Source organism: Schaalia sp. JY-X159 (assembly GCF_014525425.1).
Taxonomy (GTDB): domain Bacteria; phylum Actinomycetota; class Actinomycetes; order Actinomycetales; family Actinomycetaceae; genus Scrofimicrobium.
Window position 1 is genome coordinate 165,027 of record NZ_JACEXI010000004.1, and the last position, 20,918, is coordinate 185,944.

The window sequence follows — 20,918 nt, forward strand, 5'->3', positions numbered from 1 at the left end:
CCATCTATCTAGGTGCCAAAGTCTTATCGATAACCCCCAGTATATGCAAATGCATGTAAACGGGTCCATGGTCCCAGAGTATTGGATCCGTCATACTCGTGCCGAGTCTCTACGATCACTGCCAACTGGTCGGAAGTGGACGTCCTTCCTGGTAGCCGGCAGCCGTTTGTACACCTATGACTGCCCGTTCGGCAAACTCTTCAAGGTCACGCGCACCGGCGTATGTGCATGCGGAGCGAACCCCGGACGTGATCTCATCGATCAGGTCTTCGACGCCGGGGCGTCGAGGATCCAGGTACATGCGTGATGAAGAAATACCTTCTTCGTAGAGTGATTTGCGTGCGCGGTCAAACGATCCGGATGCTGCAGTGCGTGCAGCGACAGCGCGTGCTGATGCCATGCCGAAACTCTCTTTGTACAAACGGCCTTGACCGTCAGTATGGAGGTCGCCGGGAGACTCATGGGTGCCGGCAAACCACGACCCGATCATGACCTGGCTGGCTCCGGCTGCGATCGCGAGGGCGACATCTCTTGGGTGGCGAACCCCTCCGTCAGCCCAGACGTGTTTTCCGAGGGCGTGTGCTGCCTTGGCTGTCTCCAACACTGCGGAAAACTGTGGTCGGCCAACCCCGGTCTGCATGCGTGTGGTGCACATTGCTCCCGGCCCTACGCCAACTTTGACGATGTCAGCTCCTGCAGCAATGAGGTCCTCGGCTCCCGCACCTGTAACAACGTTGCCCGCCACCACAGGAACATCTGGGCTCAGAGAGCGGACTCGCCTGACCGCGTCAAGCATCTTGACTTGGTGGCCGTGAGCTGTGTCCACAACCAGGGTGTCGACTCCTGCTTCGAGGAGTGCCTTGGCCTTTCCTTCAACATCGCCGTTTATTCCAACTGCGGCGGCAACACGCAGTTTCCCGGTGTTGTCGAGCGTGGGTGCGTAGACACTGGAGCGCACAATGCCCTTCGAGGAGAGGATACCGACCAGTTTTCCGTGATTCACAACTGGCGCAAAGTGCAAGCGTTGGGAGTCTAGCTTTGCGTATAGATCGCTAAGTGCCTCGGGTGAGTGTGAGACGTGGGAGTAATCAAGGACGACAGGGTTCGGCGTCATTACTTGCCTTGCCTGTGCGTACATGTCGACGCCTCTGCAGTCTTTGGTGGTGATGATGCCAATGGGCTTCCCGTCCTCGACCACGATTGCGGCATCGTGTGAGCGTTTAGGAATAAGGCTTAGGACCGCACTGACAGGCATGTCCGGGGAAACGACTATTGCGGATTCGACGACGGGGTCGGTGTCTTTGACGCTACTGAGCACATCCGCAACTATCTCCAGCGGAATATCCTGAGGGATCACCGCCATCGCGCCACGCCGCGCCACTGTCTCCGCCATTCGACGTCCGGATACTGCCGTCATGTTCGCGACGACGAGCGGGATTGTCGTTCCTGTTCCATCATCGCTGGCAAGGTCAACATCGAAACGAGAGACGACATCGGATCGAGAGGGCACGAGGAAGACATCGTCATAGGTTAGGTCGTTGGAATGCGCTTGTCCGTTTAGAAACTTCATATCCATAGGTTATGCGCAGAAGCAAACAGAATCACGACTCAATCACGCCTGGCTGTGAGATTTGCGACCCGCGCCCCACATCGAGGTCGTAGTTCCCGATGTGGGGTCGCCCATCCAATGTCGAGAGGTTCTTCCTTTGGCTTGGCGTAGCCCTAGTGCGAGGGCGTTCCTCTTCTATGAAGTGGTTGGCGGCTGGAGTATCGGTACTGCAGTGCCACGGTGCTTGCTCCCACGGCTATGAGAATCCCCCCGAGGGAGAACAGAGCAATGGAGCCTGTCGCCCCTGTCTGTGGCAGATTGGGGCTTAGTGGGTCGGGAAGAACCGGTGTGGATGTTTCCCGTTCTTGATCCGGTAGGCCAGGTACAGATCCAACTGCGACGTTGCGCACTTTCCCCGCAGCCACATCGCCATCATTCACCACGTAAGTGAATTTTGGATGAGTCGGGCACGTGACCTTCTGGGCTGGCTTAAGCGGAGCGCTGGCACTGAGACAAGGGACTTTCGAGACCCCCAGCAGTGGGTCAGTCACAAACGCACTTGTCAGGTCAACATTTCCTGTGTTTGTCACCTCAAACTGGAAGAGGATCTTATCCCCCTTGGACGCCTTGCCTGTCTCAATCTGCTTTCCGTTGGCATCGGTGATTGTGGCTACGGATTTGCTGAAGCTGAATGCGGGTCCGATCGTGGTGGTTGTTGTGCTTTCATCCTCACAAGCCAAACCCAGTTTTGGATCGACGCAGAGGGTTGCTTGGTTCGTGACTTTTCCAGCGTCAACATCCTTCTTGGTGATGGTGTGGAAGAACTCGCCCACACACTGGGTGGAAGCCCCGGGAGCTAGCGGAGCAACTAGACACTCGCGGTCTGAGATTCCCAACATCTTGTCGGTGAGTTTCGCGGATGAGAGGGGAACTTCCCCTGTGTTCTTTGCCGTGAAGGTGTATTTGATGTTGTCCCCCTCGTCTCCCTTCCATCCGTTCCCGTTGGAATCAACTGCCTCTGAAGCCTTAGTAAACGCGAACGATGGCTTGGCGAGTGGAGTTGTCACCTCCGCACTGCAGACAGATTGCGCATCGGCTTCTCCGCATACCCGGTCGCCCGCATTTGAAACCCGATTGGTCAAGGAGCCTGCATTCTGCGTGGACATCACCTCGACATTGACAACGTCAATGAACCTACCTGTGGATGAAAGAAAGCGAGGCCCCCAGGTAACGGTACGTTTCGCAGCATCAAACGTTCCATTGTTATTGGCTGAGATGAACTTGAGACCCTCTGGAAGATGGTCGGTGGTGATGACATTCGAGATTGCCCGGTCGTTATCTTTTCCCGGGGTGGTTGTGATGGTGTACGAGATGGTGTCCCCGATGGTGGCACTATCGTTTCGGCTCGAAGAGTTCACTTCCGCTGTTTTGGACGTGGTGAGGGAAAGATAGTCAGCGCTAGATGCGGAGCCTTCGCCGGTAGCTGCGGTCAGATCCCATGATGAGGCACCGTTGACAGGAACGTTCGATGTCATTCGTAGGGAGTAGGAAGTTCTTTGCTTCTCTCCGTACATATACGTCCGGAGGTTAACTGGCATGGTCCCAGAGGCACCAAGTGCTTGGGCCATGCTTTGAGTGATGGTGAAAACTTGGGTCGACGCCGTGCAGGTGTCTACTTGTGCCATCCCGGCAGTATCGATGAGCCAGCCATTGGTATCAGCGGTCTGCACTTGGACCTGTCCGTTGCAGGAGGGACTTAGGCCCGCCGATAGGTTGGATATCGTTACTTTCCACCCCGAGGCAGGAATTCGGTTGTAGTTGATGCGGATCCCAGGTTGTACGGCCGGCTTCCCGTTGACAAAAGCCCCACCGTTGAGGGCCGCGCCCTCAAGCTGCTGACCTGAGGCAGGAATAGACCAGTTCCCAGCAGTTCTCGCAAGTTCAACTCCGTTGCTGGTGGCAATAATTGGGCCACTGAAAGCGCTCCGGTTGAGGTAGTATGCCAGCTGCAAGTCTATAAAACCTTTTACGTTAGAGTGCGTCTCTACCTGCTCAGTTAGCGTGATTGTTAGCCGCCAGCGCCCGAGTTTTCCCTTCTGCTCGAAGTTCTTGGGTTGCGCGACCGCGAACACGGTCCCAACTGCATCTTTGATTTCAGTTGTGCTAGTCGTGGCATAGATCCATGGAGCGCTGAGATCCACATCATATGAATCGCCGACCTTTGCGCCGAGTGGGACGCTAAAATCTATGCGAATCCGTGGGTTCGGTATCGAGCCAACACTGCCGGAGGTCGGTGCGATTGACACGGTGAGAATGTCAGGTGCGGTCGCACGGGACATCAAGCGCGGGTCAGGGGTGGACCGCTCTTCCCAGTGGGTTATTCCAGAGCGGGTTACGATTTCCTGGCCCGTATCGGGATCTTGCTCCGTGATTGCATCTGAGTGTGTGGGGTCATCCTTGTGCTCTCGAGGGGCCTCTACGGGTTGAGAGATCGCCCCTGGGACATCATCCGCAGATTCAGGTGCTTCTTCTGGGGCAACCTGTTGGCTAGGCCCGGAGGATTCACCACTCGCCCCGCCCTCCGAATAGGGCGGGGAGATGGCTGACGCGGTAGTTGCTGCGGACAGGGCGATGATCAGTACGGACGCGGCTGTTACTGCACGCGCGAGTATGGGTGGACGATGGTTTTCGTTGGACATCCCTGCTTCTTCCTCATCTTGGGCGTAGCCGCCACCGTGGCGGCAACGGTTGTGACAACCCAAGGTAGGCGGGAAAGAAGATTGAAGCAGCCCGTGCACGAAGGAGTTGTGGATAACGCCAGATGTGGCGCGCGGGGGACAGAGCCGTGTGTGTCGGACTGCCTGTGAGTTTGGGTTGGGAGATGGAGAGTTATAACTGTTACGCCACACGGAGCTGGTTCGGCCCAATTTGCCTACGAATCACGCCGTTATGAAAGCCAAACCCGCTCCGAATGGCTCAAGGAGCTCCCATATGACATGTGGTAGCGCGGGTAACAACCTCAACAACAAGCAAACAACAACCCACCGACTCAAAACAGTCTGGCAGCCCGCGAAGTAATAGAGAGCGCCAAACAAAATGCTCCCCGGTGGCGAACCAGCTTTGCTGGCTAACCACCGGGGAGCACCGGCTAATGTATCCGTCTCCATTTTGCCTCATAGGAGGCGGGAAGACTTAGTGACGCGTGAAAGAGTGAATGATCTGGACAATGCCGTAGACGATTGCCGACAGGCCGATAACCCACCACAGGGCGATAGTCGAGTAGATCGGGGAGAACACGATGACTAGGCCCGCCAGGATGGAGACCACTGCGTAGAAAGCAGTCCAACCCTTAGATGCCGACTGGCCCAAACGTGCGAAGGCCACAAAGCCCTCGTAAATCCAGGTCACGCCAATCATGATGGCCATGAACACGAAGAAGAACGCCGCTGTGCTCTTGAGGCTTGTAAGTGCGACTACACCCGAGATGACGAACAGTGCACCGAGAAGGATGCGCCAGATGCGGGCTCCGAAGGCCATTCCCTGGGAGAAGGCACCTGCACCGACGTAAACCAGCCCTGCGACAATTACGTAAACGGCAAAAATGCCGGTAACGATAAGGGCCGTCTTTGTTGGCCAAACCATAATTGCGATACCTGCGGCGAGGGAGAGGAGTCCGAAGACACCCATCGCCATGCGCAGCTTCTCGCCTGCTTGCTGAATAATATTTCCACTCATTTTTAAGTCTTTCTATTCTGTCTGTCAGACGCGGTCGAGACACCTCTAGACGAGGCAGGAGTGTCGGATACCTAGCCCAGATCCTCAGCATCCAGAAGACCATTCTGGTATGCCTTGGCCAAACGACGAGGGATGCGAACTTCGCGGCCCCCAACCTTAATCGTCTGTAGCGCACTCATCTTGGCTTTCCAAGCTGAGCGGCGGGTGCGGGTATTCGATCGCGACATTTTTCGCTTTGGAACTGCCATAGCTAAGTCGCTCCTTCCGGGTTCTAGTGGTCTGCTTCGGCCCAAGTAGATTAGTTTGCCGGATGGCTTTGGGCACGCGGACGCCTGGTAGCGTCGCTACTGAACTGCTCAAGTCTGCCACGATTTGCCGCGCTTAAGCCAGTTTGAAGCGGTGGATCTGGATGTGAGGTTAGTCCCGGGGAGAAGTGCGAAGATGGGGTAATGCTAACAGTGGCCACCGGGACCAGCAGTGAGGTTGAGCAGGACATCAAGAGATCGCGTTTCATCGCGTTCCTCTGTCCAGCGGCTTCTGAAGCTGCTGCGCGTGAAGTCATCTCTGCGCGCCGTAGACAGTTCCCGGATGCCCGACACCATTGTTCGGCTTTCATTTTGCAGTCAGACGGGGCGACCCCACAGATGAGGTTCTCAGATGATGGAGAACCGAACGGGACGGCGGGGGCACCAATACTTGATGCTCTCCGAGGTGCTGGTCTGACCAATGTTGTGGCTGTCGTGACCCGCTATTTTGGCGGCACACTGCTTGGTACAGGAGGTCTGGTCCGGGCGTACTCCGGTTCCACCCAAGCCGCGATCCAAAATGCGCAGTTGGCCAAAATTGAGAACTGCCCCTCCTTCTCTGTGGCTCTGGACCCGTTTCTTGCCGGTCGCGCGGAAGCAGAGTTGCGGAGCCGCGGATGGACCGTAGAGAAGGTGACGTGGGGAGAGATTGTCAGCATTGACTTCTCCGTGCCACAGAATGAGGAGGGCGAAGTCGAACCGTTTATCGCTCAACAGACCGGCGGTAAAGGCAAGGTCAAGCGACGTGCCGATCGCTTCCTAGAAGTTCTGCTCTGAGCTGTAAAGAGCGTCCACATTTGGCTCGTCCCTAGTCGGCGAGCCAATCGGCCACTAGCATTTACGTGACCTGCTGCTTTCGAAATGAAAAGAGGACCCCTCATGGCAACGATTCACCCTTCGATTGACTCAACAATCGGCAACACGCCACTGGTCCGCCTCAACCGCACCATGCCGGAAGGCGTTGAGGTTCTTGCCAAGATGGAATACTTCAACCCCGCCGGCTCAGTGAAGGACCGTATAGCGCGACAGATCATCGAAGCAGCTGAGGACTCAGGAGAACTCAAGCCAGGCGGGACAATCGTTGAAGGAACCTCAGGAAACACGGGGATCGCCCTCGCCATGGTCGGTGCGGCAAAGGGGTACAAGGTTGTCCTCTTCATGCCCGCATCAATGAGTAAGGAACGCCGGGCAATCTTGCGTGCCCACGGTGCTGAGCTGGTGTTGACAGACCCTCCACTCGGGATGAAGGGTGCAGTCGCCGGAGCCGAAGAGTATGTGAAGAGCCACCCGGGTTCCGTCCTCGCTCGACAGTTCGACAATGCTGCAAATGTGCAGGCACACGTTGAGACAACCGCGGAAGAGATCTGGAGAGACACGGACGGCAACGTGGATATTGTTGTTGCTGGAATTGGTACCGGTGGAACAGTGACCGGCGTTGGCCAGGTTCTGAAGAGTCGGAACCCGGAAATCCAGATCGTCGCGGTTGAGCCAGTCGACTCACCCCTCCTCACCCAAGGAACAGCGGGACCGCACATCATCCAGGGCATTGGAGCCAACTTCATCCCGTCAATCTTGGACCAGTCCGTCATTTCAGAGGTTATCGATGTCGAGGGCGATGCATCCCTTGTCGCAAGTCGGGAAGCCGCGAGCGAGGAGGGACTCTTGGTAGGTATCTCTTCGGGCGCTGCTCTAGTTGCGGCCAAGGAAGTTGCGAGTCGTCCGGAAAATGCTGGTAAGACTATTGTTGTGGTGCTCCCCGATGGCGGAGAGCGCTACTTGAGCACCAAACTCTACGAGCAGTACATGGATTAACCAGACCGGCGTAGGGCCCGACGTAAGACTGAGGCGGAGAGAATGCGCGGTGTAGTTCAACGAGCCCTGGGGGTCTTCCGCGAAGACCTTCAGGCTGCCATGGAGCGTGACCCAGCGGCACAGAACCCCTGGGAAGTGGCACTGACATATCCGGGACTGCACGCAGTCTGGGGATATCGCGTTGCACATGCAGCGTGGAACCAGGGACTGCGCTTCCCTGCGCGAGTGATCCAAAACTCTACGCGCTTCTTCACGGGGGTCGATATCCACCCAGCCGCGACCCTGGGACGCCGCCTCTTTATCGACCATGCCGAAGGCGTGGTGATTGGGGAGACCGCCGAGGTCGGTGAGGATGTCCTCATCTACCACCAGGTCACCCTCGGTGGTACTTCAACTGAACCAGGGAAACGTCACCCCACAGTGGGGGATCGTGCAGTACTTGGCGCTGGAGCGAAGATTCTTGGTCCGGTAAACATCGGTGCGGATGCCAAGATTGGTGCCAATGCAGTCGTGGTCCGCGACGTCCCAGACGGCAAGGTTGCTGTCGGGGTTCCAGCCAGGTTGGTCGGGGAAAAACACCCTAACAGGATGGGCTGCACGCACTAAGTCAGAGTGGCGGCATCCTCTACTTCCTGGAGTCGGCGGCGCCGCAACGCGTGAAAACCGCCAGATTCTTGGGTGTTTGAACTAACCTTGAAGCATGAGCGAACTCACACTTAAAGCGGACCCTCGTGAGATCCAGGATGGGTCGCGCCGGGAAGGGCTGGAAATCGCAACCCTGACCTTCTATGACATTCCTGCGCTTGCGGCCCTTTCCGTGAGCGCTTACGGCAACCCGGGCACTGCTGAGAGCCTTTGGGAAGCAACCGATGAGATGCGCATGTACTTTGACGGCGCCTTCGGCATGCCGCGGGACGATTCCTTCGTTGGGGCGTGGGTCAACGGTGAGCTTGTGGGAGCAATCTTCGGCGTGCTGGATTCGCCACTCGATGGTGTTCCAAGGGGTCCGTTCGTTGTGGATCTTATTGTTGATCCAAAATGGCGACGACAAGGTATTGGTAGCGCACTTGTCAACGAGCTAGCTTCTCGGGTTGGGGACTGGGGGTATGACGATCTCGCCCTGCAGCTCGACATGCGACGTTCCCCGGAAGCACTGCACATGTACCGCAGCCTCGGCTTCGCTGAAGTTGGTTAATGCGTTCTGGTTAGCGCTGGCAGGAGGGACACCAGAACAGGTTCCTGCCCTGCATGACGCAGGTGCGGACGGGCGTGCCGCACACTAGGCACTGCTGCCCGGCCCTCTTGTAGACAAACCACTTCTCAGCCTCATCGTCCTCGACTACTACTTCCGTGGAGTGCCAGTCGGGGATCATCGTGTAGATGTTGCCGCGGCGTACCCCATCATCGAGGAGCACCACGAAGTCATCCCACAGATTACGCAGTCGTTTCTCTGAGACGTTGTTGCCGCGACGGAAGGGAGAGATGCCACCCCGGAACAAACCTTCGGCGCGGTAGATGTTTCCAACTCCGGCAACAACCGACTGGTCCATGACCAGTTCCCCAACGGGGCGCCGACTACCGCGCACCCGGCCTACAAACTCCGAACGCAATCTCTCCGCGGGAGACTCATCATCGAGGGGATCTGGACCCAACCTTCCCAGAACCACCTCAACTCCCGCCGCATCGAGGACCTCGCACTGCGTGGGTCCGGTCAAGTCAGCAGCGACGGTCCCGGTAGCAGTGCGGAGGCGGACTGCGCCACGGGGCGGTGGGGGAGACCAGTGGCCACTATCGATCCCAAAGTCCTCGCTGAGGCGGATTCCTTCATTCGATCTAGGTCCCACCTCGGAAGCGAGTCGCACCATTTCGAATGCGTCGCCGCCCGCGTCCTCGTGCATGTCATTCTCTGCGACGAGGGAGTCCAGTGTCCGGGGAGCTCCAATGGATGGCGTGACGCTCGTGCCGGGGCTACCGTAGAAACGCCAGGAACCATACAAACCGAGATGCACGTGCAACCAGAGTGGTCCGCGAGCCATCTCGGATGTCGCCTCGTGGCCTGATCCGAACTCGAGGAAAAGGTGCTTTCCCACAGACTGGGCGTCGAGCATGGTCATGCCGTTGAGGCGCTCCGCCCCATGAGTGAAGCGCCCCTGAGGCGACGAGGTATCACAGGCATGACCGACGAACCACTCGCTGAATGCGAGAGCGAGGCGGCGAATCGAATGACCCTCTGGCAACTGAAGCTACTTCTTGGGGGGTGCCACGAAGTTGACCAGTTTCGGTGCACGCACGATGGTTCGCATCGGCTCCTGGTCGCCAAGTGTGCGTTGCACGGGTGAAAGCTCCCGGGCAAGTTCCACAAGTTTGTCTTCGGGGATGTCCGCCGGCACGTCGATCCGGGCGCGCAGCTTCCCATTGACCTGCACAATGCAAGTAACGGTATCTTCGACCAGCAGTGATTCGTCCTGAACCACCGGGAAATCATGCTGGGCCAGTGGAGTGTCATGACCGAGGCGCTGCCACAGCTCTTCAGCAACATGAGGCGCGACGGGGGCAACCATCAGCACCAACGGTTCAACAACCTCACGTGGCACCTGATCCAGGCTGGTGAGGTGGTTGTTGAGGACGATCATGCGGGCGATCGCCGTGTTGATGCGCATGTTGTCGTACTCTTCGGTGACCTCACTGATGGTGCGCGCGAGCAGCCTCCGTGTCTCCTCATCCGCCTGAGCATCCGAGACCGTGACCTCACCCGTTTCCTCACTGACCACGTTTCGCCACAGGCGTTGCAGGAAACGCAGGGACCCGGTGACCGCACGGGTCTCCCAGGGGCGCGACAAATCGAGGGGAGCCATGGACATTTCAAAGAGCCGGAAGGAATCGGCACCATAGCGGTCGCACATCTCATCAGGAGTCACAGAGTTCTTCAGTGACTTGCCCATCTTGCCGTACTCGCGCTCCACGGGTTCGCCGTTGTATGTGAATCCGGACCGTTCGTCTCCCTCAACCTCTTCGGCTGGGACATAGACCCCGCGGGAATCCTTGTATGCGTAGGCCAGGATGTAGCCCTGGTTGAAGAGCTTGTGGAATGGTTCGGGGGCCGTGACGTATCCCAGATCAAACAGCGCTTTCTGCCAGAACCGCGCGTACAGGAGGTGCAAGACTGCGTGTTCCACACCGCCAACGTAGAGGTCGACGCCTCCCGCAGGCTTGCCGTCACGTGGACCCATCCAGTAAGAGTCGTTGATGGCCTCAATCAGATGTTCACTGTCATGTGGGTCGACATAGCGTAGTTCGTAGTAGCACGAGCCCGCCCAGTTCGGCATGGTGTTCGTGTCACGACGGTAACTCTTGACGCCATCGCCCAGATCAATCTCAACGTTCAGCCAATCCTCGGCGCGGGTCAGTGGAGTCTCCGGTGAAGAATCCGCATCGTCTGCGTCGTAGGTCTTGGGGGAGAAATCATCCAGGTGGGGCAGCAAGACAGGCAGTTGGTCTTCGGGGAGTGCATGTGCCCGTCCGTCCTCGTCATAGACAACCGGGAAGGGCTCACCCCAGTAGCGCTGGCGTGAGAACAACCAATCGCGGAGGCGGAACGTAACTGTTGCCTCACCGATCTCCCGAGCCCCAAGCCAGTCAATCATCTTGTCGATTGCGGCTTCTTTTCCGAGGCCGTTGATAGAGAAGTCGCCGCGCTCAGAGTTGATGATGAGGCCGTCACCGGTCCAAGCTGACTCTTCAATGCTGAAGTCGTCCGGAACTTCGATACCCTCAACCCCGGCGGGGTCAATGGTTTGGATGATGTCAATGTCAAATGCCTTGGCAAACGCGAAGTCACGGTCATCATGGGCAGGAACGGCCATGATGGCGCCAGTCCCGTAGCCCATCAGCACGTAGTCGGCTACGAACACCGGTACGGGAGTGTCGTTGACCGGGTTGGTGGCGTAGATGCCCGTGAAGACACCCGTCTTTTCCCCGGCCTCTGCCTGACGTTCCATATCCGTCTTGGCTGCCGCCTGTGCGCGATAGGTTGACACGGCCTCGGTCGGACTAGCGTATCCACCAGTCCACGCCTCCCGGGTCCCATCGGGCCATTCGGTTGGCACAACCCCGTTGTCCAGCAGGGGGTGCTCGGGGGAAACCACCATGAAGGTGGCGCCAAACAGTGTGTCGGGTCGCGTCGTGAACACCTGCAGATCGTCTGCGCCGGGAACCTGGAAGGTCACGGTGGCTCCGCGGGACTTGCCGATCCAGTGGCGCTGCATCAGCCGCACCTTCTCAGGCCAATCAATCTCACTGAGCGCCTCAGTCAGACGATCCGAGTAGGCCGTGATACGCATGTTCCACTGGCGTAGCTTACGGGTGAACACTGGGAAGTTGCCGCGCTCCGAGCGGCCCTCTGAAGTCACTTCTTCATTGGCGAGGACGGTGCCCAGGCCCGGGCACCAGTTCACCGGTGACTCCGACAGGTAAGCGAGGCGGTAGCCGGACAGAACGTCACTCCGCTCGCCCTCGTCCAAATCCGCCCAAGCGCGACCGCCTGGAACGGCGCGCTCACCCCGTGCAAACTGTTCCACCAGCTCAGAGACTGGGCGTGCTTTGCCAAGGGAACCTTCCCCGTTGGGCATATCCGGGTCAAACCAGGAGTTGTAGATCTGCAGGAAGATCCACTGCGTCCACTTCACATAGTCGTCATCAATGGTTGCGAACCCGCGGCGCTTGTCATGCGAGAGGCCCAGGCGCCCCAACTGGCGCGTGAAAATCTCCATCGCATGCTCGGTCGTGACACGTGGGTGCTGGCCCGTTTCAATCGCGTACTGCTCCGCAGGGAGCCCGAATGCGTCAAAACCCAGGGTATAGAGGACATTCTTCTGATTCATGCGCTGATACCGCGCCAAAATATCGGTCGCAATGTATCCCAGAGGATGACCGACATGAAGACCCGAACCCGAAGGGTAGGGGAACATATCCATGACAAACCACGGCTCAAGCTCTGCCCGAGGACCCGCAAGATCGCCGGTCGGGTTGTCGGCATTGAAGACGCCGTCGCGTGCCCAAATACCCTGCCACTTCTTCTCTATTTCTCCCGCCATTTTTGCGTCATAGCGGAACTGGGGTACATCCGTCCCCGAAGTGGTGCGCAAACTGTCAGCCATCGTTACTTCCTCCTGAGTATTGCCAGAATCTAGGGTAGCGCAGGGCGCCGACATCTCTGTCGCCGCGGTCATCAATGGGGGACAATGTCTCCATGAGCACTGTTTTCGAAATGATTGTTGATGGCCAGATTCCCGGACGGTTTGTGTGGGCCGACGATACTTGCGTGGCGATCTTGACGATCGAACCGGTGGCCCCCGGACACGTCCTCGTCATCCCCCGCCAGCCGGTCGACAAATGGACGGACCTAGAGCCGGGCGTCCTCGACCACGTCATGCGAGTAGCGCAGATAATCGGTAAGGCACAGGAAGTCACGTTCAGCGTTCCGCGAACCGTGGTGATCATCGCCGGTTTCGAGGTGCCGCACACGCACGTACACGTCATCCCCGCGACGTCCGAGGGGGCCGCGTCCCTAAAGGGAGCGCGGGCGGCTGACGCTGTGGACTTGGATGAGGCCGCTCATGCCCTCCGGGAGGTGCTCCGCAACCAGGGACACACCAAGCACCTCCCAATGGTGATGTCTTCCCCGAGGACATTCTAGGGTTCTAGAAGAGGTAGCCGATCTTATCGGACATGGTCACAACGATGACCAGGACGACAATGAGGTAGAGGACCAGGGCGATTGCCCAAGAGTACTTCAGGGTTGTCTTACCCGAAGAGATGGACCCGTCGCCGAAAGACCCGGATGCCAGCGCGCCGCCCAGGATGATGGGGACGAGGGCGAGGGCGGCCACCCACGTCAGCATGCAGTAAGGGCAGAGTGCCCGGAAGACGGCGACGGAGGCGTGCAGGAAGAACGCCACGAAACCGACACCAGCGAGGACGCCAGCAGACATTCCCCACCACACCAGCCGGGGGAGGGATCCTTTGAAGGTAAGGACGGCGCCGAGGGCGGCCAGTGCGCCGAAGGCCATCAGCCCCACTGCTGCGTTGGGGATAACCAGGAGGTGGGCCTGCGGTGATAGCAATGATGATGAACAGCCAATCAGAGGGTTCACGTCACACAGCAGGTTGGCTTCAGGGTCTTGGAGCACTTCGAGCTCCGAATGGATTAGCGCGATCGAGGAGATCAGGCCGACAATCGCGAAGAAGAGGACTGCGATGCCTGTGGCCGGGCTGGTCCATCTTGCAGCTTTTGATGATGCGTTCGGCACGGGTCCCCCTGAAGTTGCGGTTTGGTAGCACTAGAGAGCTTATCTTCCCCGGCTCCTGCGTAGGAGCAGACTCACATGCCGGGAAGGCCTTTCGAACTTGCTCAAGTGACCCTGAATCCACTAGAGTTTTCATTCGTCGCAAGGGTTGGATACGGCCGATGCGGCATGGTTTTACCAGGCGCCATTAGCTCAGTTGGCTAGAGCAACAGACTCTTAATCTGTGGGTCCAGGGTTCGAGTCCCTGATGGCGTACCAACAGCAGAAGCCTCCACCTCGGTGGGGGCTTTAGCTTTACCGGTAAGAGGTGGGATACCGGCCTCCACGCATCCCCGCCCCGTGAGATCGCATAATTCCGCCATATAACACTGTGATCGCGTCCGAAAGTGGCGGAGTTAAGCGATCTCGCGGAGTGGGGAGGGGCTGGCAAGGCGAATCGGGCTGTAGTTGATGGTAGAGGCGAGCAGGGGACTCAGGGCCCCAGATATGACTTAAGAACCGTGAACGAGCTGATTCATGTGCTTCAACTGCTCCGGGATCTATGCAGCCTGTTTGTGAGAATCGAGGACACGGCTTGTAGCTTCATGTGTCACAGCTTGTACTCTGCGGGTGTTTGGTTGCCAATGGTCGAGCGTCGACTCCAGCCGTTGTGGTAGTCCTCGGTTGAGGTGCCAGCACAATGCAAGAGCAGCCAGCAACAACTGTCACCTCCTTATGCAGCAGTCCCATCGAGAGTTGGCTATCAAGATCATCGCGGCACCAGGGAATCGGGCGGATGTCTTTGCCAAGCCGCAAGACATTGGCAGTGCCGAGCTGAGCACCGATCCCATCCGTAGGGCTTGACTTGTGGAATCGGGCGGATGAGATGATGGACACATGAGTGCCTTGGTTAACGTTGATAACTTTGCAATCGCTGAGACGCACCGCATGATGCATGATCTGCAACACGTTTCGGGAGGCGTGAACCAGTTCACCCACAACCGTGAACCGGCATCGATCAATGCGCAGGCAGTGATCAGATTGAACCGCGACACGCTCTACAGCTTCGCCGTCATCGACCTGGAAGGCGGGGCAACACTGACTATCCCCGAGCACGGTGATCGCTACCTTTCGGCGATGATCGTAAGTGAACGGCACTACGTTACCGATGTGTTCCATGACGAGGGTACACACGCTCTGAGTACCCCGGAAGACGGAACTCGGTATGCGGTGATCGCTTTGCGCATCCTCGTTGATCCGACCGATACCGCCGATGTGCGGGCCGTCGTGTCATTGCAGGACCAGGTCGGGCTGGATTGCGGTTCGGATCTCCCCTTCGAGATGCCCGACTACGACAGGGCCTCGTTTGATGAGACTCGCGAAGCGCTCTTGTCGCTTGCCCGCAACCTTAGTGGCTTTGATCGGATGTTCGGCACGCCCGATCAAGTGGATCCGGTCCGCCACCTCATTGGCACCGCCGCAGGCTGGGGTGGCCTACCTAGTGAGGAGGCCAGCTACATCGGCGTCGACCCCCGCTTGCCTTTAGGGCAATACGAGCTGACGGTCGGGCAGGTCCCGGTCGACGGGTTCTGGTCGGTGTCTGTGTACAACGCGGACGGATTCTTCGAACCCAACAAGGCAGATGCGTACACGGTCAATAACATCACCGGCGCCCGTGATCCCGACGGGCGGATCACGATCCGATTCGGCGACTATCCACCAGGCACGCCGAACGCGATACCGATCACTGAGGGTTGGAACTACCTCGTCCGCCTCTACCGCCCGCATCAGGAAATCCTCTCGGGCAAGTGGGCGTTTCCCGCTCTCACCGCGTAAAGACGTTCGAGGGGGAGCGCGTTGGCGCCTAGGAATCACCACGGCGAGTTGAGCTGAACGACGGCCAAGGACCAACTCCGCCGGGGTTTTAGTTTTGTCCTGAGAGACGCTCCGCTCCCACAACGTCTGAGAACATGTCGACATTGAACTCACTCCCTGCTCGGATAACCGAGTAGGTCCCATTGGGTTCCAAGACGATGCACTTCACGTCGTTCGGGGTTGGAGCTCCAGCTTTCCTCATCGCAGAGTTGAGGTCGTCAACGGAAGTGTGTGTTGCCTTGCAGGACTCCGGCACAGGTTTGCCGTCAACGAAGACGAGGATGGGTTTGGTCCCAAGGAAATGGCCCGAGCCTCCTGCGTGCTGAACCCCTCGGAAGATGGACTCCATGGTGATCAGCGTGAGTAACGCGATGATGCCGTAGGCGAGTGTGGGGGCGGGGCCTAGGATCGACCGGTGAGCCGCCGCATCAGCACCACGGTGTCTCGGAGCTCGGCAGGCTCTCTACCGGCATGGGAGTGGACCCGAGTGCGGATGTCGGCCTCGAGGGTTTCCCAAGCGACACCTGGTACCACTGCCCTGACGGCAGCTTCTTCCTCTGCAGGCTGCGGGTAAACCCTGGGTCCCCGACCACTTGACCATGGTGGGGGCTCCGCGTGAGAGGTGAGGAGCAACAACCCTCCGACTGCCACCAGCGGTGCCACGACTTCAAGGATGCCCCTGCGCGTCAGTGATGCGGGTGACTGCATGAACGACATTGTCACCAGGTTGAAGCGCTCTGATCCCACAACCTCATCAATGTCGGTGAGGTCGGATGCGACGAATCGAGCGCTACCTTCACTGAGGCCATGGGTTCGCGCTGCAGCCAAGGCACGCTCCACCGCGGTCTTTGATGCATCAAGGCCTGTGGCTTGCCAGCCGCGGCTTGCCAGCCAAATAACGTCGCCGCCCTCACCGGAGCCAATGTCGAGGGCTGTTCCTGGGGGCAGCGTCCGCACCACTTCTTCCAGGGCTGCATTGACACGCCCCGACCAGACCTGAGGTCTGTCGGCGTAACGCTGTTCCCAAGCATCAACGGTGGTAGGCGCCTCTTCCGGCCTATCTTGTTCGTTCTCCACGAGCGTTCCTTCAGATCGGGAAAGTGAGTGGGATCCAGCGTACCCGGTGACCCCTACCCAGTCCGATATGTTGCTGCGGCGTCTGCTCTGGGTGATAGTTGGGGGATGGAAGAAGTACGACGTCGAGGGTGCCATTGGCCAGTTTTTCGGCTCGGGCGTACTTGAGCTGGGGGAGAGTCTGGGGCCCGTGCTCTGGCAGCTGCCGCCCTCACTAGGATTTGACGCCTCCGTTCTCGAGGGCTTCCTCGACGCCCTTCCGAAGACCCTTGGGGACGCCGCAGCGCTTGCGGAAACCCCTCCGGAGATCCCTACAGAGGTTCGCGACCAGCTCATCCGGTATGCAGTCGAACCTCGTAACGCCAGTTTCGAGGCGACGGAGGCAATCGAGATTCTGAGTCGCCACAATGCCGCATTAGTCATGGCTGATTCGGCCGGTAAACATCCCTTCTTCGACGAAGTTACTGCGGACTTCACCTATGTCCGGCTACACGGAAGCCCGCGCATCTACTACTCCAACTACTCCGAGGCCGATCTATAGGCATGGGCGGCGCGTCTGCGCCCCCTTCTTGAGGTGGGTCGGGACTGCTACGTGTACTTTGACAACACCGCCGCGGGCCACGCGCCCACTAACGCGCTGACCCTGGAGCACCTGCTCGATGCCGACGGGTGGGCGATCGGTGGCGGGGCCGCAGCCTCGTAGCGTTTCTTCGCTTCCTCGTCTTGTTTCTGATGACGAGGGCGGAGGCTGCGAGGGTGCATGGGAACAATGCAGTCGCCACTAGGACAGCGTTAATGCGGCGGTCGGAATCGACCTGTGCCGGTTGTGCCGCGGAGGAGGCACTTGAAGCAAATTGCATCTCTTCGGCCAGGTCGCGCTCCGCGGTAACCAAGAGTCGATGTGTATTAATGCCGTAGGGAGTACAGGTGATCAGGGTTAGAAGGTCTTTGCCAGTTTGTGGTTGTATCCGAGCTCTACCGTCCCGAGGGGTGTCGACGACCCGTTCGGTGACGGTGTAAGCCAGGGTCTGCCCAAGTACCCCAACGTAGATGTGGTCCCCAAGTGCGACTTCGCCGAGATGGTCGAACATGGAGGCGGTAACCATTCCTGAGTGCGCAGTGATCGCGGCATGGGTGCCCGCCCCACCTACAGGAAGTGAGCTACCTTCAAGGATGCCTGCTCCCCGCAGGAGGTCTTCGGGCGAGGAGGTTGCGTAAACGGGTAGGTCAATCTTGACGGCCGGAACCTGCACCCGGGCACGAACGTCGCTACCGACGACAACCAATGCTTGACCCGCGGTTTCGAGATCCCGCACCTCATTGGCTTGGCGTGCAGTTTCGAACTGGGCAAAGGCTGAGTCAGGTTGGAGGAATGCGTACTCAGCTACTGCCTGCGTATGGGTTGAGGCTGCGTGCCATTTGGAGACGGCTGGATACATCAGCACAGCCAACCCGGCCACGAGCACTACCAAAGAGAGGACCTTGGCGGCTGTGCGGCCGGGTTGGCTTCGTCGAGCTCTGTGGGAGTTCATCGTTGCTTTACATGGGAGCCGGCAAGGTTCATGCCTTGTCGGAGTTCCGCCTTGAGCGAGACAGCATCAGAGCTCCGCCGCCTATGCCTATCAGTGCGAGTCCACCGACCAGAAGAGCAGCTGACCCCTCGGCACCTGTCTTGGGTAGCTCTCCGCCTGCGTTGTGCGGGCTGTTGACGACGTCTACCGTTGCCGCGGAGGCAACTGGGGCGGTGACAGTAAATGGAATGGGTTCGGGAAGTAGCTCATAGCCGACCGGCGCCTGCTTTTCTACGAGCCAGTAAAAGTTGTAGTCTGGCGATCCTTCCGCCACAGTTGCCCCGTTCGCCCAGTTTGAGTAGCGCAAGCCATCAACAGTGACTCTTCCATCAGCTCCTGTGGCCCACTGGCTCTTTCCGTTGACTGATACCGCGGTCGCAGTCGCAAAGTCTTTGGTGTGAGAAGCCCGAACCTCAAAGATTGCTCCGCTCAAGAACTTGCCTTCGCGATTGTGCTTGAGGACGTTGATCCCTCCAAACTTGGTTTCGATCACAGTGGAGGGAACCTCTGTTTCCGGTTCGCCCTCACGCTGGAAGGTCAGCTCCGCTTGGTTAGAGATCTCCCCAGAAGCCGCCACAATGGCCTCATGTGTGACTGACACCTTTGCATTGGGGTTGCCGACAAGCGCGTCAAAAGCTGCCTTCCTTGCGGTAGCTCCGAGAGTGACGGTAACAAGGCCTTTGTCATGTGTGGCATTGAAATCCGTGGTCGCTTGGCCATCGATCGTCACCGTTGTGGATCGGTAGGTCAGCTTCGGATCTAGGTGGTCCTTGACGACGTACTTGGTAGTTGCGGATCCGCCGGGAATGGTGGAATCGATCGTGAATCTTATCGCCTGTCCGAGGGCGTATGCGGAGCCGTCATTCACGGTCTTTGTGACACGACTAATGGTGTTCTTCGGGTAGGCGTGGACGTCAAAGACCCAGTTCTGACGATCCTGTGGGTCCGTGAGAGGAACTGAGATCAAGAATGGCATTGACTTAGTGACCGCAGAATTGGCTGGAACGGTTGGAGCCTGGCTCTCTTGAACAAGATACAGACCAACCGGGAGACTCTTGAATGATGCAAGTCCCGAAGCGTTGGTGGTTGCCTCCTTCTTGTTGACCAGGCCGTGACCGTTCTGCGTGATCGCACCAGGGTTGAACGGGTCGAAGGTGTCGACAAGTGATTGAGCTTTCTTCCAACCGGCATTGGTTTTCAAATCAATACCTGCGACCTGTTCAATCGTGAACTTTGCGCCTTCCAACGGGGCTAAGCCTTCCAGGTCGCCAGGAGGCAGTTGCATGCCCTGATTGTCCGCTATATAGCGAGTGGGCTGAGCGTACTTGTGGACGCTGATGCTCCCGGTTGCTCCGTCTGGAATCAAAGGGGGAGGGGGAGCGGCAGATGCGGCGACGTTGGATGCACCCATTAGGACGGCAGCGATTCCCATCGCTGCAATAGTCAGTTTTCTCAAGGGAGGACCTTTCATTGGAATTGACGGATATGAGCCGGCCAACTGCCGCGGTTGCGACCTGATGACTGGCTGAACACCTACGTTTCCAACTAAATACAGTCGGCACATCTCAGAAATCTCAATCTGGGGATAACGCCGAATCTCTTGCATTGGGGACATCTCTTGACGACCATCCGTAAGATGGAGCTATGAGTAACCGTCCGCAGGAAGAAGTTCCCGGGGTTCGAGCGACACTTCGCGAAGCAATCCACGCTGAGGCAGAGATTGAACCTTCCCGAATAGGAGCATTCTTTGATGTCGATGAAACGCTGGTTCGTGGCGCCAGTGCCTACTGGGCCGCGAAAGAGATGTTTCGCCGCTCGCTTTTTGGTTTTCGGGATCTGGGATTTGCCGCAAAGGAGTCCTTCAAGTTCATTCTGTTTGGGGAGAACACGGACAAGATCGGCAGTTTTTCTTCCAGAGCCGCACAGCTGGTAGCAGGTAACTCTGTTGAAGACATGCAGCGCCTAGGCGAGGACATTTTTGAGAAGTACTTCGTTCCCAAGGTTTACAGGGCAACATACGAACTCTTGAAAGCACACGTCGCTGCTGGCCACACGGTCTACCTCATTTCAGCCACGCCGTGGCTGATAGCTGAGGAGATTGCCAGACAGATCGGGGCAGTCGGAGGTATCGGCACCAAGATCAAGGTTGCTGATGGCTACCTGATTGGCGAACTTGACGGGAAAATCGTTCACGGTGAAGAGAAGGTCGTTGCCGTCCTCGAGGTGGCAGCGGAGAACAATCTAGACCTGAGCCAGTCGTGGGCTTACTCGGACTCGGCCAACGACATTCCGATGCTCTCCACCGTTGGCCACCCTGTCGCAGTCAACCCGGACCGCGCCCTTCGGGCCCATGCTCGTGCCAATGAGTGGCAAATTCTACGCGCCCATGAAACAAAAGATGTTGTATTGCGTTTCGTAGGCCGTGCTGCGGTCTTCGCGGCACTCGCAGGGGGTGGCTACCTGGTGTTGACAAGCGGGCGCAAGGGGACCCAGAAGGCATTTTCCTACCGTGTCGGAAAAGGTTGATACCAGAGCACGCCCGTAGGGATTCCACCTCATCTACTTCGACCAGTTGGCACGAAGACGTGTTTGAGTACTATCCTCTGTAGCGGGTTTCTAACCCACTAGCCCCCGTAGCTCAATGGATAGAGCAACGGACTTCTAATCCGTAGGTTGCAGGTTCGAGTCCTGTCGGGGGTGCTTCTAGGTTGAC

The 20,918-nt window shown here is 58.1% G+C and carries 18 protein-coding genes, 2 tRNA genes and 1 pseudogene; 10 read left to right on the plus strand and 11 right to left on the minus strand.

Annotated elements, in window-relative coordinates; genetic code table 11:
* Positions 1-115: 115 nt before the first annotated feature.
* The 4 genes from IDL90_RS08255 to rpmF form a co-directional block, all read right to left on the minus strand.
* Positions 116-1,570: a GuaB1 family IMP dehydrogenase-related protein gene (locus IDL90_RS08255; protein ID WP_182142143.1), complete on the minus strand. Its 1,455-nt coding sequence runs from the start codon at positions 1,568-1,570 to the stop codon at positions 116-118.
* Positions 1,571-1,722: 152 nt separating this feature from the next.
* Positions 1,723-4,248 (minus strand): Ig-like domain-containing protein, encoded by a 2,526-nt coding sequence (locus IDL90_RS08260; RefSeq protein WP_187995061.1) that lies wholly within the window; start codon positions 4,246-4,248, stop codon positions 1,723-1,725.
* A gap of 493 nt (positions 4,249-4,741) precedes the next feature.
* The gene (locus IDL90_RS08265; RefSeq protein ID WP_182142145.1) at positions 4,742-5,284 is read right to left on the minus strand and encodes an HdeD family acid-resistance protein; all 543 of its coding nucleotides are present in this window, start codon (positions 5,282-5,284) and stop codon (positions 4,742-4,744) included.
* Between the two features lie 71 nt (positions 5,285-5,355).
* The gene (gene rpmF, locus IDL90_RS08270) at positions 5,356-5,532 is read right to left on the minus strand and encodes a 50S ribosomal protein L32 (RefSeq protein WP_182142146.1); all 177 of its coding nucleotides are present in this window, start codon (positions 5,530-5,532) and stop codon (positions 5,356-5,358) included.
* A 201-nt stretch (positions 5,533-5,733) separates the two neighbouring features.
* Here rpmF and IDL90_RS08275 point away from each other — a divergent pair, with 201 nt between their 5' ends.
* The 4 genes from IDL90_RS08275 to IDL90_RS08290 all read left to right on the plus strand — a co-directional run bounded on the left by IDL90_RS08275 (position 5,734) and on the right by IDL90_RS08290 (position 8,596).
* On the plus strand, positions 5,734-6,366 hold the full coding sequence (locus IDL90_RS08275; RefSeq protein ID WP_182142147.1) for a YigZ family protein: 633 nt from the start codon (positions 5,734-5,736) through the stop codon (positions 6,364-6,366).
* Positions 6,367-6,468: 102 nt separating this feature from the next.
* Positions 6,469-7,401 carry a cysteine synthase A gene (cysK, locus tag IDL90_RS08280; protein WP_187995062.1) on the plus strand — a complete coding sequence of 311 codons (933 nt, stop codon included), beginning with the start codon at positions 6,469-6,471 and terminating at the stop codon, positions 7,399-7,401.
* 42 nt (positions 7,402-7,443) lie between these two features.
* The gene (gene cysE, locus IDL90_RS08285) at positions 7,444-8,007 is read left to right on the plus strand and encodes a serine O-acetyltransferase (protein WP_182142149.1); all 564 of its coding nucleotides are present in this window, start codon (positions 7,444-7,446) and stop codon (positions 8,005-8,007) included.
* A gap of 94 nt (positions 8,008-8,101) precedes the next feature.
* On the plus strand, positions 8,102-8,596 hold the full coding sequence (locus IDL90_RS08290) for a GNAT family N-acetyltransferase (protein WP_182142150.1): 495 nt from the start codon (positions 8,102-8,104) through the stop codon (positions 8,594-8,596).
* Between the two features lie 10 nt (positions 8,597-8,606).
* Here IDL90_RS08290 and IDL90_RS08295 read toward each other — a convergent pair whose 3' ends face one another.
* Both IDL90_RS08295 and leuS read right to left on the minus strand, forming a co-directional pair.
* Positions 8,607-9,638 (minus strand): Fpg/Nei family DNA glycosylase, encoded by a 1,032-nt coding sequence (locus tag IDL90_RS08295; protein ID WP_187995063.1) that lies wholly within the window; start codon positions 9,636-9,638, stop codon positions 8,607-8,609.
* A gap of 6 nt (positions 9,639-9,644) precedes the next feature.
* Positions 9,645-12,557, minus strand: a complete 2,913-nt coding sequence (gene leuS / locus IDL90_RS08300) for a leucine--tRNA ligase (RefSeq protein ID WP_187995064.1) — start codon at positions 12,555-12,557, stop codon at positions 9,645-9,647.
* A 92-nt stretch (positions 12,558-12,649) separates the two neighbouring features.
* Between leuS and IDL90_RS08305 the strand changes: the two genes are divergently transcribed.
* Complete coding sequence (locus IDL90_RS08305; RefSeq protein ID WP_187995065.1) at positions 12,650-13,096, plus strand: HIT family protein; 447 nt, start codon at positions 12,650-12,652, stop codon at positions 13,094-13,096.
* Positions 13,097-13,100: 4 nt separating this feature from the next.
* Here the strand turns inward: IDL90_RS08305 and IDL90_RS08310 are convergent, their stop codons facing one another.
* Entirely contained in the window at positions 13,101-13,709 is a 609-nt protein-coding gene (locus tag IDL90_RS08310; protein WP_187995066.1) for a vitamin K epoxide reductase family protein, read from the minus strand.
* 178 nt (positions 13,710-13,887) lie between these two features.
* Between IDL90_RS08310 and IDL90_RS08315 the strand changes: the two genes are divergently transcribed.
* Positions 13,888-13,964: transfer RNA gene (locus IDL90_RS08315), tRNA-Lys, on the plus strand.
* 618 nt (positions 13,965-14,582) lie between these two features.
* A complete protein-coding gene (locus IDL90_RS08320) occupies positions 14,583-15,521 on the plus strand; it encodes a DUF1214 domain-containing protein (RefSeq protein ID WP_187995067.1) in 939 nt (312 codons plus the stop codon).
* Between the two features lie 88 nt (positions 15,522-15,609).
* Here IDL90_RS08320 and IDL90_RS08325 read toward each other — a convergent pair whose 3' ends face one another.
* Both IDL90_RS08325 and IDL90_RS08330 read right to left on the minus strand, forming a co-directional pair.
* The gene (locus IDL90_RS08325; RefSeq protein ID WP_187995068.1) at positions 15,610-15,909 is read right to left on the minus strand and encodes a YetF domain-containing protein; all 300 of its coding nucleotides are present in this window, start codon (positions 15,907-15,909) and stop codon (positions 15,610-15,612) included.
* 53 nt (positions 15,910-15,962) lie between these two features.
* Positions 15,963-16,637 (minus strand): bifunctional 2-polyprenyl-6-hydroxyphenol methylase/3-demethylubiquinol 3-O-methyltransferase UbiG, encoded by a 675-nt coding sequence (locus IDL90_RS08330; RefSeq protein ID WP_187995069.1) that lies wholly within the window; start codon positions 16,635-16,637, stop codon positions 15,963-15,965.
* 67 nt (positions 16,638-16,704) lie between these two features.
* Here IDL90_RS08330 and IDL90_RS08335 point away from each other — a divergent pair.
* Positions 16,705-17,337: pseudogene (locus IDL90_RS08335) on the plus strand (DUF72 domain-containing protein).
* Here the strand turns inward: IDL90_RS08335 and IDL90_RS08340 are convergent.
* Both IDL90_RS08340 and IDL90_RS08345 read right to left on the minus strand, forming a co-directional pair.
* The gene (locus tag IDL90_RS08340; protein ID WP_182142158.1) at positions 17,264-18,166 is read right to left on the minus strand and encodes a class C sortase; all 903 of its coding nucleotides are present in this window, start codon (positions 18,164-18,166) and stop codon (positions 17,264-17,266) included. The pseudogene IDL90_RS08335 and the gene IDL90_RS08340 overlap by 74 nt on opposite strands.
* Positions 18,167-18,194: 28 nt before the next feature.
* Positions 18,195-19,661, minus strand: coding sequence for a SpaH/EbpB family LPXTG-anchored major pilin (locus tag IDL90_RS08345; protein ID WP_187995071.1), 1,467 nt, complete (start codon positions 19,659-19,661; stop codon positions 18,195-18,197).
* Positions 19,662-19,849: 188 nt separating this feature from the next.
* Between IDL90_RS08345 and IDL90_RS08350 the strand changes: the two genes are divergently transcribed.
* Together IDL90_RS08350 and IDL90_RS08355 are read left to right on the plus strand one after the other, a co-directional pair.
* Positions 19,850-20,731, plus strand: a complete 882-nt coding sequence (locus IDL90_RS08350; protein ID WP_187995072.1) for an HAD family phosphatase — start codon at positions 19,850-19,852, stop codon at positions 20,729-20,731.
* Positions 20,732-20,832: 101 nt separating this feature from the next.
* Positions 20,833-20,905, plus strand: a tRNA-Arg gene (locus tag IDL90_RS08355).
* Positions 20,906-20,918 lie beyond the last annotated feature (13 nt).